A 14,073-nucleotide genomic window follows, 5' to 3' on the forward strand; every position below is an offset into this window, starting at 1 on the left:
CGGGCTGCGCACGGTCGCCTCAAGATCGCGGCGCAGCAGGCCCGCCAGCGCACCCCACCCCCGCGTACCCAGCGGAACGGGCCACCACCGGCGGCGCCGTGGACGGTGCGTACCGCACCGTCCACACGTACGCCGCCTCCGCCACCAGAGGCAAGCCCCTCGACACCCTCGCAATCACTCTCGACCGCCGACCTGCCCGGCTGATCAACCTCTCCCCTCGGCTATCGCGAGGAAAGAGGTGTCGTCGTCCGGGAACGGCTTGCCCAAGGGACTTGACCGGAGCAAACACTCAAGATCACGAAGGCGGGGTTCACACCTCCTCCGGTGCAACCCTGGTGCGGTGTCAGCGGCCTTTGCGGTGCTTGTAGGTGAGGCACAGGGCCCCCATCGCGGCCTGGGCCCGTTCAGAGCAGCGCCCGAGGGCGGCTCGCGCCGTCGAACGGCCAGATCCGCAGCCCGCCGGAGCCGTCGACGCCGGCCACGCGGCGTCCGTCCGGGCTGAGGGCCACGCACCACACGCCTTTCGCACTGCCCGTCAGTACCACCGGCCGGTCCGCCCCCACGAGGTCCCAGATCCGCACCGTGCCGTCCTGGCTACCCGCCGCCCGTCCCGGCTGACGGTGAGGCCGAGCACCTCGCCCTTGTGTCCGCGCAGGACCCGTGCCGCACGGCCCGGGGCCCGGTCCCAGATCCGTATCGTGCCGTCCTTGCCGCCGGTAACCATGTGCCGGCCGTCCGCGCTGAACGCCACCGCCAACACGCCCCCTTGCCGCCCGCGCAGGACCTGCGACTTTCCCCGCCCAGCGGCGTCCCAGACGCGTACGGTGCCGTCGTCACCGGCGCTCGCGAGCCGCCGCCCGTCCGGGCTGAACACCACCTTCCGCACCGGGCCCCGGTGTCCGCGCAGTACCACGGGCCGTTGTCGGCCGGAGAGATCCCAGACCCGTACGGTGCTGTCGAGTCCCGCCGTGGCCAGCCGCCGCCCTTCCGGGGTGAAGGTGGGGCTCCACGCCTCGCCCCGGTGTCCACGCAGCACATGCGGGCGCGTCCCCGAAGACGCGGCCGTCCGACCACCCCCAGATCCGTACCGCGCCGTTCTCGCTGGTGCCGACCAGCCGGCTCCCGTCCGGGCTGATCGCCACTCCGAGCATCCGACCGTCCCGTCCCCGCACCACCGCGGCGGTCCGGTCGTCGGCCACGGCCTGCCGCAGTACCGCTTCGGCCTCCGCGGTCGGCGAGGTCGCGTACGCCCGCCGCGCGCCAGCAGCCACGCCCCGCGGGGATCGGTCCGCAGCGCCCTGCGGGCTTCGGCGGCGAGCTGCCGGGACTCGGCCCGGTCGCGCTCGACCGCCGTGCGGTCGCTCTGTACCAGCGCGGCCCCGCCCAGCGCTCCCACCACCGCCACGGCCGCCGCGAACATGGCCACGCCGACCCGCACCCGTCTGCGGCGGCCCCGCCGTTGGGACGCGCGGCGGGAGCGGCCTGCGTCCAGGAAGGCCCGCTCCACGTCGTTGAACCGCTCCAGACCTCGCCCGTCCCAGGCGAGCAGTCGGGTCCCCTGGAAGAGATCGCCGTCCTCGCGCCCGTGCTGCTCCCACTCGGCCGCGGCCTGGGTCAGTCGTCGATGGGCCCGCAGTAGCTCGCGGTCCTCCGCCAGCCAGGCGCGCAGCCGTGGCCAGCCCCGGATGAGCGCCTCGTGCGCGACCGTCACCGACTCCTCGTCGACGGTCACCAGGCGGGCCGCGATCAGCCGGTCCAGTACGACGGAGACCGCCTCCCGCTCCGGACCGCCCAGCAACTCCGCGCGTGGCGCCCGCCTGCGTGTGTCCTCCGTGCCCTCGCCCAACGCGGTGAGCCGGACGAACAGATGGCCGCAGAGTCTTCGCTGCGTCTCGTCCCGCGTGCCGTAGACCCGCTCGGCACTCTGCGCGATCGCTCTGCGGACCCCGCCCGGTAGCCGGCCGCCGTGAACGCTGTCCCCCGCCGGGTACGCCAGGTCTCCAGCAGCGCGTGCGACACCAGCGGCAGTCACCCGGCCGGCCGAGTGCGTCGTTCACCACGGCCTCGACCAGCTCGGGCTCGCCCCTGACCCCTTCGCGCTTCGCGGGCCCGACGACGACCTGGCGCAGATCGGCCTCGTCCAGGGGCCCGATCAGCACCCGCCGACCGTCGAGCGCCGCCACCAGGCCGACGTGTTCCGCACACCGGGCGTAGAAATCGGCCCGCGTCCCGATCACGACCCGGGCCCGGGGTTCTCCGGCGGCGGCCACGAGCAGGTCGACGAACCGTGTTCGTTCCCCCTCGTCGTGGCAGAGGGTGAAGGCCTCCTCGAACTGGTCGACGACGATCAGCAGGCGCGCCGTCTCCGGCAGACCGCTCAGCGTCTGACGGATGGTCAGGCGGATTCCCTCGGGTCCGGTGGTCAGCGCGTGAGCCAGTGACCCCGCCCCGATGTTGTTCAGGTTCGCCAGGTGTACGGCCAGTTCGTCCACCGGGCGCTCACTGGGGACCAGCAGTACGGTCGGCCAGTGTCGGCCGCCCTCGACACCTCCCGCCCGCACCGCGGGCAGCAGTCCCGCTCTGAGGACCGAGGACTTACCGGCCCCCGAGGCGCCGAACACCGCCAGAATCGGGCTCTCGGCCAGCCGGGTGCACAACTCCCCCACCAACCGCTCGCGCCCGAAGAACCGCTCGGCGCCTGCCGGTTCGAAGGTGGCCAGCCCCAGATAGGGCGCGTCCGCCACCGCCACCACAGGTTCGACGGACTCGCCGGCCGCCAGCTCGGCGGCCAACAGCCGCCAGCGCTTCTCCCACGCCGCCCGGTCCCCTCCGGGGGCTTTCACGTACGCCAACGTGGCGCCCAGGCTGGGCACTTCGCGCCCACCGGCCGCCTCGGACAGAGCCGTCACCGAGAAATGCGCGTGTCTGGACAACTCCCGGTAACTCAAGCCCCCCGCGGCTCCCCGTAACTGCCGCAACTCCCAGGCGAACCGCTCAAGCGGCCCCGCCTCCGGATCCAGCCGACGCTCCGGACGCCCCACGGTCCCCCCATGGTTCACTGCCTGTTCTCTATCCGCTCGCGTGGTCGGCTGGGTTCGAACAGAGTCCTAGATCGGGTGAGTTGGTTGATGACGGGGCATGGAAGAGGGGCCTCTTGGTAGCTCGCGGTTGTCGAGTCCAGCGAGAGTCAAGAGGCCCCGTTGTCGAAGTGTCGCGTGGTCGCGGTTGCCGGGTCCAGTTCGTCCACTCCTGCGTGTGACTGCCTCGCCCACAGGTTCGGGAACGCGTGCGATCAGCCGGATCGCCGGCCTCGATACAGCTCTGACATGAGCGATGCCGAGTGGGTTGTGGTGAAGGTTCTGCTGCCGGTTCGGGGCTGGTTGGCGGGCCTCGGCGGCCGGCCGGAGGGCTACTGCCATCGCATCACGAATCGGCTGGCCTGGCAGTGGCCGGGGAGACCCTGGACGCCCTGGAACAGGCCCTGACCGAGGAAAAAGGGGCTCCGCTTCCCCAGCAGCCGCCCGTGCTGCGGGTGATGAGGCGACGGCCTGTGCGGACGCGAGTGGTACGGACGCGCCGGACCCGGACCGGGCCGCAGCGCGACGGCGTCGCAGGGCCAGGGCGGATGCCGCCGGGCTCGGCCGGTCCCGGGGCGGGCTGAGCAGCAAGATCCATGCCGCGGTCGACGCCACGGGGCTTCCCCTGTCGTTCGTGCTCACCCCCGGCCAGGCCGCGGACTGCCCTCAGTTCCAGACCGTGCTGGACAAGATCCGCCTCCCCGGGCCTGTCGGCCGCCCCCGCACCCGGTCGGACGCCGTGGCCGCGGACAGGGTCTACTCCTCCAGAGCCAACCGGGTCTACTTACGCTGGCGCCACATCAGCGCAGTGATCCCCGAGAAGACCGACCAGCAGCCAACCGCAAGAAGAAGGGCCCGGCCGGAGGACGGCCGGTCACCTACGATCCCGAACCCTACAAACAGCGCAACACCGTCGAACGCTGCTTCCAGAAGATCAAGACCTGGCGCGGCCCGGCCACCCGCTACGACAAAGCTCCCGACAGCTACAAGGCCGGACTCCACCTCCGCGGATCGATCATGTGGCTGAAGCTCCTCACCTCAACCACATGATCTGAACCTCAAACAGCCCCTAGCTCGTCGGCTCGTAAGGCGTCGGGGCGGGGGTGCACTCACCGGTGGCCGGCCCTGGGCTCTGCCTCTGGAGGTCCGCATACTGCTGGTGGCCGCGTACTGGCGGACGAACCTCACAATGCGGCAGCTCGGTCCGCTGTTCGGGATCTCCAAGTCAGCTGCCGACCGGGGGATCGATCACATCGCTCCGGTTGTGGCGCCTGCCCCTGCGCGGGGCCGCCACCCCGTCGACACGGTCCTGATCGTGGACGGCACTCTGGTCCCCACCCGCGACAGGAGCGTGGCCGCCTCCAGCAAGAACTAGCGCTGTTCCACCAATCACCAGATCGTCATCGACGCCAACACCCGGCTGGTCGTGACCGCCGGACGGCCACTGTCCGGCAACCGACACGACGCACGTGCCTACCGGGAGTCCGGCGTCGACCGCCCGGTGAACAACGCCCCGGCCCTCGGCGATGGCGGCTATCGCGGTACCCCTGCACTCATCCCGCACCGGCCACGTAAAGACAGACCCTCACGTCTGAACAGCAAGCCGAGAATGCCGTCCACCGACGGGCCAGGGCCCGCGTCGAGCACGCCTTCTCCCGGACGAAGACCTACAAGATCCTCCGCGACTGCCGCTTACGCGGAGATGGCGTTCACCAAGCCATCCTCGGTGTGGCCCGACTGCACAACCTCGCCCTCGCCGGGTAGCCGCGCAGCAGGCAAGCGCCCGACGCTGCCCAACACCCAGTTAGGGGACATCATTTAGCGCCCAGTGGAGCTGGGGTCACGGTGCCGTGTCTGCTCGGTTGCGTAGGTTCGGATGTGGGCCAGGACGGCGTCGAGACCGGTGCGCAGGGGGGTGGTGTCGCGACGGGTCTGAGTGAGGAGGAGTCCGCCCTGTAACGCGGCGAGCAGGGCGAGAGCGAGGGCGTCGGTGTCGGTGTCGGGGCGCAGGTCGCCTCGGGTGCGCATGCGGGCCAGGCCGTCGCGGATCGGAGCCTCCCAGCGTTCGAAGCTGTCGACGAGGTCCGCTCGTGCGCGGGGGTCGTTGTCGGCCAGTTCGGCGGCGATCGATCCGATGGGGCAGCCGCCGACGCAGTTGCGCTGCTCTTGCAGGTCGATGAGCAGGTTACGCCAGCGATCGAGCGCGTCAAAGCTGTCGAGTTCGTCGAGGACGGGTCGCTGCGCGGCCAGGATGCCGTCGGTCTGGTGGGCGATCACGGCCCGGATCAGGTCGTCCTTGTCGGTGAAGTAGTGGTACAGCTGCGACGCGCTGACACCCGCTCGACGCTGGACGTCCTCGATGCCGGTGCGGGCCACGCCGTGGGCGAACACCAGCTCGGCGGCGGCGGTGACGATGCGAGCGCGGGTTGCCAGACCCTTCGTCGTGAATTTCCGCACTGCCCGGGGCGTGGCCTCGACGACCGCGCCGGTCCGATCCGTGCGGTCTGTCCGGCTTTCGGGTGTTGACTGGTCCATGGGTTCAGCATACTCGATTTTGGAGTTGACGCTCCAAAAATATCAGAGCATGGTCTGGAGTATTCGCTCCACTAATCGAGAGGTTCCCATGACCACCGCTCTGACCGGTTCCACCGCCCTGATCACCGGCGCCACCAGCGGCATCGGCAAAGCCACCGCTGACCGTCTGGCCACCCTGGGGGCGCACGTCATCGTGTCCGGCCGGGACAAGACGCGCGGCGAGGCCGTCGTCGCCGGCATCCGCGCCGCTGGCGGGACGGCGGACTTCGTCGCGGCCGATCTGGGCGACGCGCGCAGCGTGCGGGAGCTTGCCTCCCGCGCCGCCCAGGCGGGCGGCGGCCACGTCGACATCCTCGTCAACTGCGGCGGCGTCTCCCCCTTCGGCCTCACCGCCGACACCCCGGCCGATCAGATCGACGAGGTCTTCGCCGTCAACGTCAAGGCGCCCTATCTGCTGGTGGCCGCACTGGCTCCGGCGATGGCCGGACGCGGCCACGGAGCGATCGTCAACGTCACGACCATGGTGTCGGAGTTCGGCATGAACGGGATGGGGCTGTACGGCTCCAGCAAGGCCGCTCTCATGCTGTTGACCAAGTCCTGGGCTGCTGAGTTCGGCCCCGCCGGTGTCCGTGTGAACGCCGTCAGCCCCGGCCCCACCCGCACCGAAGGCACCATTCCCATGGGCGACGCGCTGGATCAGCTTGCGAAGGGCGCGCCGGCCGGGCGCGTCGGGAAGCCCGAAGAGATCGCCGCCTCCATCGCCTACCTCGCCACCGAGGAGGCCAGCTTCATCCATGGTGTGCTGCTGCCGGTCGACGGCGGCCGCCTCGCGGTCTGACATCTCGCCCGCGAAGCAGCAAGCGCGAAGCTCGGTCACGTGAACCGGCCGACTCCGCTGCGCCCGGACACAGACCCGGGCGGAGCGGAGTCGAGCGAGACCGCGAAGCCCACGCCCGGGGTCGACGGCAGCACCATCCGCTCCGTCCGCCAGGTCACCACCGACGCGGTGCCCCGGCGCACAATCCGCACCAGGCCGTTGCTCTCGTCATCATCGATCTCAGTAGCTGTTTCTGATCCTCGGTTCTGGGTAGATTCGCGACCTAGTACTCCAGCGGTAGTTCGCTAACGTTGCTGGTCAGGGGCCGTTTCTCGACTGTAGCTGACTGATGGCTCATCAGGTGACGGCAGTTCGTGACCGGTCGTGCGGCGTGTTCGTCGTCATGGTTGTGGAAGAGACAGAACTGGCAGCGGGGTGGGCGGCCGAGCTGGAAGAGCTGCTGTTGCGGGTGGGGCAGCGGTTCAGCCGGGCGGACCTTCGTCGGCGGATGCGGGCCTATGTGCGTGGTCTGCTGGGTTCGGTGGGCCGCAAAAACGGCTGGCAACTCGCGGAATTCGCAGGTCACAGCACACCGGACGGGCTTCAGAACCTGCTGAACCGTGCACGCTGGGACGCGGATGGACTCCGCGACGACCTGCAGAAGTACGTCGCCGAGAAGCTCGTCGACGAGGACGGCACCCTGATCGTCGACGACACCGGGTTCATCAAGAAGGGCATCACCTCTGCCGGTGTCCAGCGCCAGTACTCGGGCACCGCGGGCCGGACGGAGAATTGCCAGATCGGCGTGTTCGCCGCCTACGCCTCGGACAAGGGGAGGGCGCTGGTGGACCGGGAACTGTATCTTCCCAAGTCCTGGACGGGTGACCCGGACCGCTGCCGGGCTGCGAAAATCCCCGAAGAGCGGACCTTCGCGACCAAGGGTGAACTGGCCCGGGAGCTGGTGCGGCGGGCTCTGGCCTCCGCCTTGCCCATCGCTTGGGTCACCGCCGATTCCGCCTACGGCCTACGCCCCGGACGGCACCACCGTCGAGGACCTGGTCCGCATCGCCGGATCACGGTGGGCGATCGAGGAGTGCTTCCAGGCCGCGAAGAACGAATGCGGCCTGGACCAGTACGAAGTCCGCCGCTACGTCGGCTGGTACCGGCACATCACCCTGGTCATGCTCGCGCACGCCTTCCTCGCCGCCATGGCGGCCGCCGAGATCGAAAGGGGGGCCGAAGAAACGATGAACCCACCCTCGCGCCCCTCACCCTGGCAGAAATCCGGAGACTCCTGGAAGCTCTCCATCCCAGCCCAGCGCGCCACGGGCATCCCGCCCGCACACTGAGCTGGTCCCGCTACAGACGACGCCACCAAGCCACTGCGAAACGCTGCCACTACACACGCCGCACGACCGGTCACGAGCGCCGTCACCTGATGAGCCGTCAGTCAGCCACAGTCGAGAAACGGCCCCTAACCAGCGACGATAGCGAACTACCGCTGGAGTACTAGGGCGGCAAGGCTGGCCGCGCGGTGGCCTGCCCACTTCGTGGTGTTCGACCTGCTGCATTTTGGGGCCGAGGGAGACCTGGCGGGTCGGCCCTATGCCGCGCGACGTGCTGCGCTGGCTTCGCTGTTCTCCGAGTATGAGCTTCGCACCCCGTGGGTGCTGTGCCCCTCAACCACGGATTCGGCCGTCGGCGACGGCTGGTTGTCGTGGTCGGCCGTGAGGATGGAGGGCCTGGTCTTCAAGCGCCTGGACCAGAAGTACGCCCCCCGGCCGCCGCGGGCTGGAGGAAGTACCGGGCACGGGGGTCGACCGAGGCGGTGGTCGGTGCAGTCGGCGGTTCGGTCGCGTCGCCGACGACGGTGCTCTTGGGGCGTTTGGACGCGCGTGGTGCTCCGCAGTACCCCGGTCGTACCTTGGTGCTGCCCCGCGAGGCGGCCCGAGCGCTCGGTGCTCAGTTGACCACGCCGTCGGGCGGGCATCCTGGACGGGATGGACGTTCTCGGCAGGGCGGGACACCAGGGAGGTGCTGCGGCTGGAGCTCGTGGAGCCGGTGCTGGTCGGGGAGGTGGCTGCGGACGTGTCGCTGGATGCGGCGGGCCGGTGGCGGCACCCGGTGCGGTGACTGTGGGTGCGGGCTGATGCGGCGCCGACTGATGTGCCGGTTTTCGGTTCGGGCAACGAGCCGGCCGCGGGCTGAGCACATCCTCGAAGGTGGTGCGCCCGGCCGTCCGGGGGGCGGAACGGCCGGGCGCTGCCGGGCGGCACTGCCGCCGGTCCCCGAGGGGACATTGGCACCCTTGGGGGCAATAGTTCGCGTGCCCGCGACCGGTGCGCCCACACCCGACGCACCGGCCCTTTTGAAATCAGGGCGTGGGGGATAGCACGGGGTCTTGCCGGGCGGGCCTGCTTTCCGGGGTGTGGTCGGCGAGGGCGGCCACGTGGCGTTCGGCGACCAGGGCGGCGGCGCAGCCGGTGCCGGCGGCGGTGATGGCCTGGCGGTAGGTGTGGTCGACGACGTCGCCGGCGGGGCGAACACCCCGGGAATGCTCGTGCGGGTGATCGGAGCCTGGCCTCGGATGCAGCCTTCCGCGTACCGGCCGCATCAGCGCGCCGCTTGAGCGGACGGGGTCGCGACGGTGCTGCGTGTAGTGAAGTTGATCATTCCGGCGCGTGGTGCTCCTTCCGCTCCCAGGTCGTGGTCCAGGGCCTCGCCCAGCCTGTTGCCACAGACGTCTTCGAGACGTTCGGAGACTAGGAGGCGGTGCTCCCCGGCGCGCCACGGGTGACTCGGGACGAGCCGTGCTGCGGTTCCGTCCGGTGCGAGTGACACACGCGTCCGAACGACATCTCCCGAAGGGGCCAGGACTGCGATCTCGTCCTGGCAGAGGGCGGCGTCCATCACCCTGTCGAAGTGCACGACGACGGGATCAAGGCTCCCCGCTGCCGGGGGGACGAGACGCCAGCGGGTCTCGTCGACCGCCTCCAGCACTGGATCGCTGACCCGGAAGGTATGGCGCGCTGTCTGCCCAAGCGCCGTGACGACGAGGCTGTACGTCCGCCCGGCGACCAGCGCCGCCTCGTGTGACGGGTCTGCCCCCAGACCGCGTTTGATCCTTCCTGGCTCCATCAGGACGGTCAGGCGGCGCCCGTCGACGGACCAGAGCTCAGAGGACAGGACGAGGAAAGGCTCACGCACCGCCTGTTCCTCCTCATCCACCAGCCAGAGGCGGTCACGATCGAAGTGCGCCTCTCCCGGCCTGGGAAAATGTAGGTAGAAACGCAGGGTGTTGGCGGGCAGGACCTCGGCTTGGGGAGAGATGCGGATCGGCACCTCTGGGGAAGTCGGGGTCGGCATCTCTGGCGCACTCAACGTTGAAGCCTGCCGTTCACGCCGTCACCTTGTGCGGGCTCTCGACGCCCGGGAAATCCATCTCCACCCAGATCTTGTCCAGCCGCCCGGGGAGCGGGGCGACCATCAGGGTCTCCAGCGTCAGATCGCCGGTATCCGCGTAGCGGGTCAGCGAGACGAAGAAGCGGTCGCTGAACAGGTCCGCCCGCAGCGACGATCCGACGAACAGCACCTGCTTGCCGACCGGCCCGGCCGGCATGAAGGGGGACTGGTCCAGCATCGGGCCCTGGGTCGGCCGGTTCTCGGGGGTGAAACCTCCGGCAGAGCGGATCCCCGAGAGCGGGACCACGACGGGGCCGCGGCTGAGATTGGTGATGAACAGCTTCTCCTCGTCCCCCTCGCGGTAGGCGACCATGCTGATGGGCTGGCCGTTGCCCATGTCGCCGATCGTCTTGCCCCTCACCGTCGCTCCGTGCTTGAGCTCCGCGACCGGGATGGTGACCAGCGGGCTGCAAGCGTAGGCGGCGATGAGGGTGTCCTCGCCGTCAATGGTGGCGAACTGCATGGCCCGGATCGGCGCACGCGTTTCATACATGCCGTGCGCGAGGTGGTAGATCTCCACTTGGGTCTCGCTGGCATCCCCGGTGAACGGGTAGGGGATACGCCGCAGCGTGGAGGAGAACTCCTGGTTCGAGACGCCGGCGACAAACACCTCTCCGGCGTGGAACTTCAGGTCCACGATCGTCATGGACCGCAGCGGCGTTCGCGCCTTCTCGTCGAAGTAGGACGCCGGTGGCATGGGGAAAGTACCGGCCCGGGACTTGAAGGTCTTGCCCTCGTCGGGAACGTCGGACAGCTGGTGCACCGTCACGTTCGACGAGGAGAGGTCGAACGGGCGGACCTCGCCGGCCAGCGAGACGCTCACGACCGCGGGCTCCAGGCGATCGCCGTTACGCACCCCGACTGACAGGTACGGCTCGCGCGTCACTGGATGGACGGCCATCCCGTTCATCACCAGGCTCTTCGCCGTTACGTCCAGCGCCGCGGCGATCTTCTCGTCGATCGACTCGAAGAGGAAGGGATCGAGCGAGGCCGGAGCCTGGCTCCGGTCCGTCTCGAAGGCGAAGACGGCCCCCAACTTACTGTCGCCCACGAAGAGAACCCCGTCGGAGCTGAAGGTCAAAGCTCCCGCCGACTGCGGGGTGACTTGGTCAATCGTGTTCACGATGGTCTCCTGCGCCGCTCTCAGCGGCGTACCGCCCACACTTTTTGTAGGGATCACTCTATTCTATGCCTCAAAATTGGAGTGTCAACTACAAAACCCGACCGGCCCGCGGAGGCACTTCGCACCTACGCCGCCTTAGAACTCCTAACGAAATGGAGTGGCGGACGTACTCGTGACAGGGCGACGATCGCTCGGTACTCGCCGATGAAGGGGCAGCTATGGGCGACATCGTTCCGAGGGAGCTCATCTCCCTCGCCGATGATGAGGGGAACAGCGTCACCGTCAACGTTCTGGGTCGTGATCCCAGGTGGAGTGCCGGGCTCGACGCCGAAATCGTGGTCAGGACGCCCTTCGTGTCCGGCCGTATCGATTTGGTGCTGTCCATCTCGAAACTGGAGAGCTGGGCGGACGCGCTGAACAGGCTCGACGCCGGCGAGGACGTCGCCTGGATGGAGTGGGACAGGGGGCCTTCCATCTGGATCCAGCTCAGTGGCGAGCGTGACTGTCCGGAAGTAGTGGTGGAGGACGAGTCGGGATCCATGGTCACCGTGAGAGTGCCGCTCGTCCCGCCGGACGACTGGATTGCGGCTCACCAGCAGCGTTTGCATCGAGTGATGGCGCACTGGGTTCCGATGCTGTCAGCGGGCTGAAAGCAGCCGCCGCCAGCAGATGAGTGCGCATCCGAGAACGAGGAAGGCTTCGTGGATGTCGTCGCGGATCTCCCAGCGGATCCGCAGACGGCGGAACCAATGCAGGTGTGCAAAGGCCCGCTCGACGACCCAGCGTTGAGTGCCGAGGCCGGAGCCGTGCTCGGTGCCCCGGCGGGCGATCACCGGTTTCACACCGAGGCTCCAGACGAGGCGGCGGTACTTGTCGTGGTCGTAGCCGCGGTCACCCAGCACCACGTCAGGCCGACGCCGAGGACGGCCTTGTTTGCCCCGCACCGGCATCACGGCCTGCAGCAGCGGGATCAGCTGGGTGACGTCGTTGCGGTTGCCGCCGGCCAGTGTGACCGCGAGCGGGATGCCGGTGGCATCGGTGATCAAGTGGTGTTCGCTTCCCGCCCTGCCCCGGTCAACGGGGCTTCGTCCTGTCTTGGGTCCCCCTTTAATGCCCGGATATGGGAGCCGTCGACCGCCGCCCGGGAGAAGTCCAGGGCGTTCGCACCGCGCAGTTTCGCAAGGAGAACCTCGTGCAGCCGGGGCCACACCCCGGCCTCGGTCCACTCCGCCAGCCGGCGCCAGCACGTCATACCCGAGCCGAAGCCGAGTTCCTGCGGCAGATGTTCCCAGGCGATCCCCGTATGCGACACGAACAGGATGCCCTGCAACACCAGCCGGTCCGGATGCCGCTTGCGTCCTGGATGCCGGACCCGACGCTCCACCTTCGGCAGGAGCGGCCCGATCATCGCCCACAGCTCGTCATCGACACGCCACGGCTTCAGCCGAGCCACCGCACACCCCCGGATCAACAGTCCCGGAGTGATCCAACCACCCCAAAGATCATTTGCTTAGGAGTTCTAATAGCTGGCATGGGGCGTACGCGCACACCTCGGGGTTGAACTATGGTGTCCCACCACATGGGCCCTTGACCTGGGCATTCCTACGGTGTGGCGACACAGCAACCGTCCCCGGACCCGCTCGGAAGTGGTGACCATGGCTGCCTCGGCATCCGCTCCCCCAACGCCCAGTTCGCTCAAGCGCATCGTCGCCGCGAGCCTTATCGGGACCACCATCGAGTGGTACGACTTCTTCCTGTACGGCTCCGCCGCCGCTCTGGTGTTCAATAAGCTGTTCTTTCCCGACTCCGATCCGCTGGTCGGGACGCTGCTGTCCTTCCTCACCTATGCGGTGGGGTTCGCCGCGCGGCCCATCGGGGCGCTGGTCTTCGGGCATTTCGGGGATCGGGTCGGGCGTAAGAAGCTGCTCGTGCTGAGTCTGCTGATGATGGGTGGCGCGACCTTCGCCATCGGGCTGATGCCCACGCACGCCACCATCGGTACGGCCGCTCCCGTGCTGCTGACCGTGCTGCGGCTCATCCAGGGCTTCGCGCTCGGGGGTGAGTGGGGCGGGGCCGTGCTGCTGGTGTCGGAGCACGGGGACGCCGAGCGGCGGGGGTTCTGGGCCTCGTGGCCGCAGACCGGGGCGCCGGCCGGGCAGTTGCTCGCGACCGGGGTGCTCTCCGCGCTCACCGCGCTGCTCTCGGACGCCGCCTTCACCTCATGGGGCTGGCGCATACCGTTCCTGCTCTCCGGTGTGCTGGTGCTGGTCGGTCTGTGGATCCGGCTCTCCGTCGACGAATCCCCCGTCTTCAAGGCGGCGTTGGCACAGGCCGAACAGCGGAAGTCCGCGGAGGCCGCGACGGAGAAGACGCCGATCGTCTCGGTTCTGCGCCACCACTGGCGGGATGTGCTGGTGGCGATGGGCGCGCGGATGGCGGAGAACATCAGCTACTACGTGATCACCGCGTTCATCCTGGTGTACGCGACGACCGCCGCCGAGGTGAGCAAGCAGACCGCGCTCAACGCCGTACTCATCGGCTCCGCCGTGCATTTCGCGGTGATCCCGGTGTGGGGCGCGCTGTCGGACCGTATCGGCCGCCGGCCCGTGTATCTGATCGGCGCGGTCGGCGTCGGGGCCTGGATGTTCCCCTTCTTCACGCTGATCGACACCGCGAGCTTCGGAAACATGCTGCTGGCCGTCACGGTCGGGCTGGTGCTGCACGGGGCGATGTACGCGCCGCAGGCGGCCTTCTTCTCCGAGATGTTCGCGACCCGGATGCGGTACTCGGGGGCGTCGATCGGTGCTCAGTTCGCCTCGGTGGCGGCCGGCGCGCCCGCGCCGCTCATCGCGACGGCGCTGCTCGCCGACTACGACAGCTCGACGCCGATCGCCCTCTATGTCATCGCCTCCGCGCTGATCACCGTTGTGGCGATCGTCTGCGCACGGGAGACCCGGCAGCGTGACCTCGCGGATGTCGGCGCCGAGCCGGACTCCGGCAAGGTACCGACGCCGCGCCAGGCCGACCCCGCTCCCGTGCGTACCCCGCGCGCCTGACAC

General features: G+C 69.1%; 11 protein-coding genes and 6 pseudogenes. 7 read left to right on the top strand and 10 right to left on the bottom strand.

The genetic code is table 11. The features are described 5' to 3' along the window. Window positions 1-404 precede the first annotated feature (404 nt). From ACFYYH_RS14925 to ACFYYH_RS14940, 4 genes and pseudogenes are all read right to left on the bottom strand, one after another. Window positions 405-509: a hypothetical protein gene (locus tag ACFYYH_RS14925; protein ID WP_388550527.1), complete on the bottom strand. Its 105-nt coding sequence runs from the start codon at window positions 507-509 to the stop codon at window positions 405-407. Between the two features lie 72 nt (window positions 510-581). Beyond that, window positions 582-689: pseudogene (locus tag ACFYYH_RS14930) on the bottom strand (hypothetical protein); the annotation flags it as partial. 5 nt (window positions 690-694) lie between these two features. After that, window positions 695-2,032, bottom strand: a pseudogene (locus tag ACFYYH_RS14935) (WD40 repeat domain-containing protein); the annotation flags it as partial. Window positions 2,033-2,090: 58 nt separating this feature from the next. Beyond that, window positions 2,091-3,059 (bottom strand): annotated as a pseudogene (locus ACFYYH_RS14940) (helix-turn-helix domain-containing protein); the annotation flags it as partial. A 370-nt stretch (window positions 3,060-3,429) separates the two neighbouring features. Between ACFYYH_RS14940 and ACFYYH_RS14945 the strand changes: the two are divergent. Together ACFYYH_RS14945 and ACFYYH_RS14950 are read left to right on the top strand one after the other, a co-directional pair. Continuing rightward, complete coding sequence (locus tag ACFYYH_RS14945; protein ID WP_388551178.1) at window positions 3,430-4,104, top strand: transposase; 675 nt, start codon at window positions 3,430-3,432, stop codon at window positions 4,102-4,104. A gap of 54 nt (window positions 4,105-4,158) precedes the next feature. Beyond that, window positions 4,159-4,841: pseudogene (locus tag ACFYYH_RS14950) on the top strand (transposase); the annotation flags it as partial. A 54-nt stretch (window positions 4,842-4,895) separates the two neighbouring features. On the opposite strand, the gene ACFYYH_RS14955 reads toward ACFYYH_RS14950, so the two are convergent. Beyond that, window positions 4,896-5,612, bottom strand: coding sequence for a TetR/AcrR family transcriptional regulator (locus tag ACFYYH_RS14955; RefSeq protein ID WP_388550530.1), 717 nt, complete (start codon window positions 5,610-5,612; stop codon window positions 4,896-4,898). Between ACFYYH_RS14955 and ACFYYH_RS14960 the strand changes: the two genes are divergently transcribed. Beyond that, window positions 5,611-6,450, top strand: coding sequence for an SDR family NAD(P)-dependent oxidoreductase (locus ACFYYH_RS14960; RefSeq protein WP_388550532.1), 840 nt, complete (start codon window positions 5,611-5,613; stop codon window positions 6,448-6,450). The two genes, ACFYYH_RS14955 and ACFYYH_RS14960, sit on opposite strands and share 2 nt — an antisense overlap. Window positions 6,451-6,485: 35 nt before the next feature. Here the strand turns inward: ACFYYH_RS14960 and ACFYYH_RS14965 are convergent, their stop codons facing one another. Next, complete coding sequence (locus ACFYYH_RS14965) at window positions 6,486-6,641, bottom strand: hypothetical protein (protein WP_388550534.1); 156 nt, start codon at window positions 6,639-6,641, stop codon at window positions 6,486-6,488. Window positions 6,642-6,832: 191 nt separating this feature from the next. Here ACFYYH_RS14965 and ACFYYH_RS14970 point away from each other — a divergent pair. Both ACFYYH_RS14970 and ACFYYH_RS14975 read left to right on the top strand, forming a co-directional pair. Further along, window positions 6,833-7,778, top strand: a pseudogene (locus ACFYYH_RS14970) (IS701 family transposase). Between the two features lie 174 nt (window positions 7,779-7,952). Continuing rightward, window positions 7,953-8,399: a hypothetical protein gene (locus ACFYYH_RS14975; RefSeq protein WP_388551179.1), complete on the top strand. Its 447-nt coding sequence runs from the start codon at window positions 7,953-7,955 to the stop codon at window positions 8,397-8,399. Between the two features lie 404 nt (window positions 8,400-8,803). On the opposite strand, the pseudogene ACFYYH_RS14980 reads toward ACFYYH_RS14975, so the two are convergent. The 3 genes and pseudogenes from ACFYYH_RS14980 to ACFYYH_RS14990 all read right to left on the bottom strand — a co-directional run. Beyond that, window positions 8,804-9,027, bottom strand: a pseudogene (locus tag ACFYYH_RS14980) (hypothetical protein); the annotation flags it as partial. A gap of 15 nt (window positions 9,028-9,042) precedes the next feature. Then, on the bottom strand, window positions 9,043-9,771 hold the full coding sequence (locus tag ACFYYH_RS14985; RefSeq protein WP_388550537.1) for a hypothetical protein: 729 nt from the start codon (window positions 9,769-9,771) through the stop codon (window positions 9,043-9,045). 55 nt (window positions 9,772-9,826) lie between these two features. Beyond that, complete coding sequence (locus ACFYYH_RS14990; RefSeq protein WP_388550540.1) at window positions 9,827-11,014, bottom strand: hypothetical protein; 1,188 nt, start codon at window positions 11,012-11,014, stop codon at window positions 9,827-9,829. Between the two features lie 218 nt (window positions 11,015-11,232). Between ACFYYH_RS14990 and ACFYYH_RS14995 the strand changes: the two genes are divergently transcribed. Beyond that, a complete protein-coding gene (locus ACFYYH_RS14995) occupies window positions 11,233-11,664 on the top strand; it encodes a DUF5959 family protein (protein WP_388550543.1) in 432 nt (143 codons plus the stop codon). Here ACFYYH_RS14995 and ACFYYH_RS15000 read toward each other — a convergent pair. Next, window positions 11,653-12,422 (bottom strand): IS5 family transposase gene (locus ACFYYH_RS15000; protein ID WP_388551181.1). Its coding sequence is split into 2 segments (ribosomal slippage): window positions 11,653-12,138 and window positions 12,141-12,422, totalling 768 coding nucleotides; the frame shifts between segments, so codons are not numbered across the junction. The genes ACFYYH_RS14995 and ACFYYH_RS15000 overlap by 12 nt on opposite strands. A 247-nt stretch (window positions 12,423-12,669) precedes the next feature. Between ACFYYH_RS15000 and ACFYYH_RS15005 the strand changes: the two genes are divergently transcribed. Beyond that, on the top strand, window positions 12,670-14,070 hold the full coding sequence (locus ACFYYH_RS15005) for an MFS transporter (protein WP_388550546.1): 1,401 nt from the start codon (window positions 12,670-12,672) through the stop codon (window positions 14,068-14,070). Window positions 14,071-14,073: the final 3 nt, after the last annotated feature.

It is taken from the genome of Streptomyces sp. NPDC002018 (assembly GCF_042890865.1).
GTDB lineage: Bacteria > Actinomycetota > Actinomycetes > Streptomycetales > Streptomycetaceae > Streptomyces.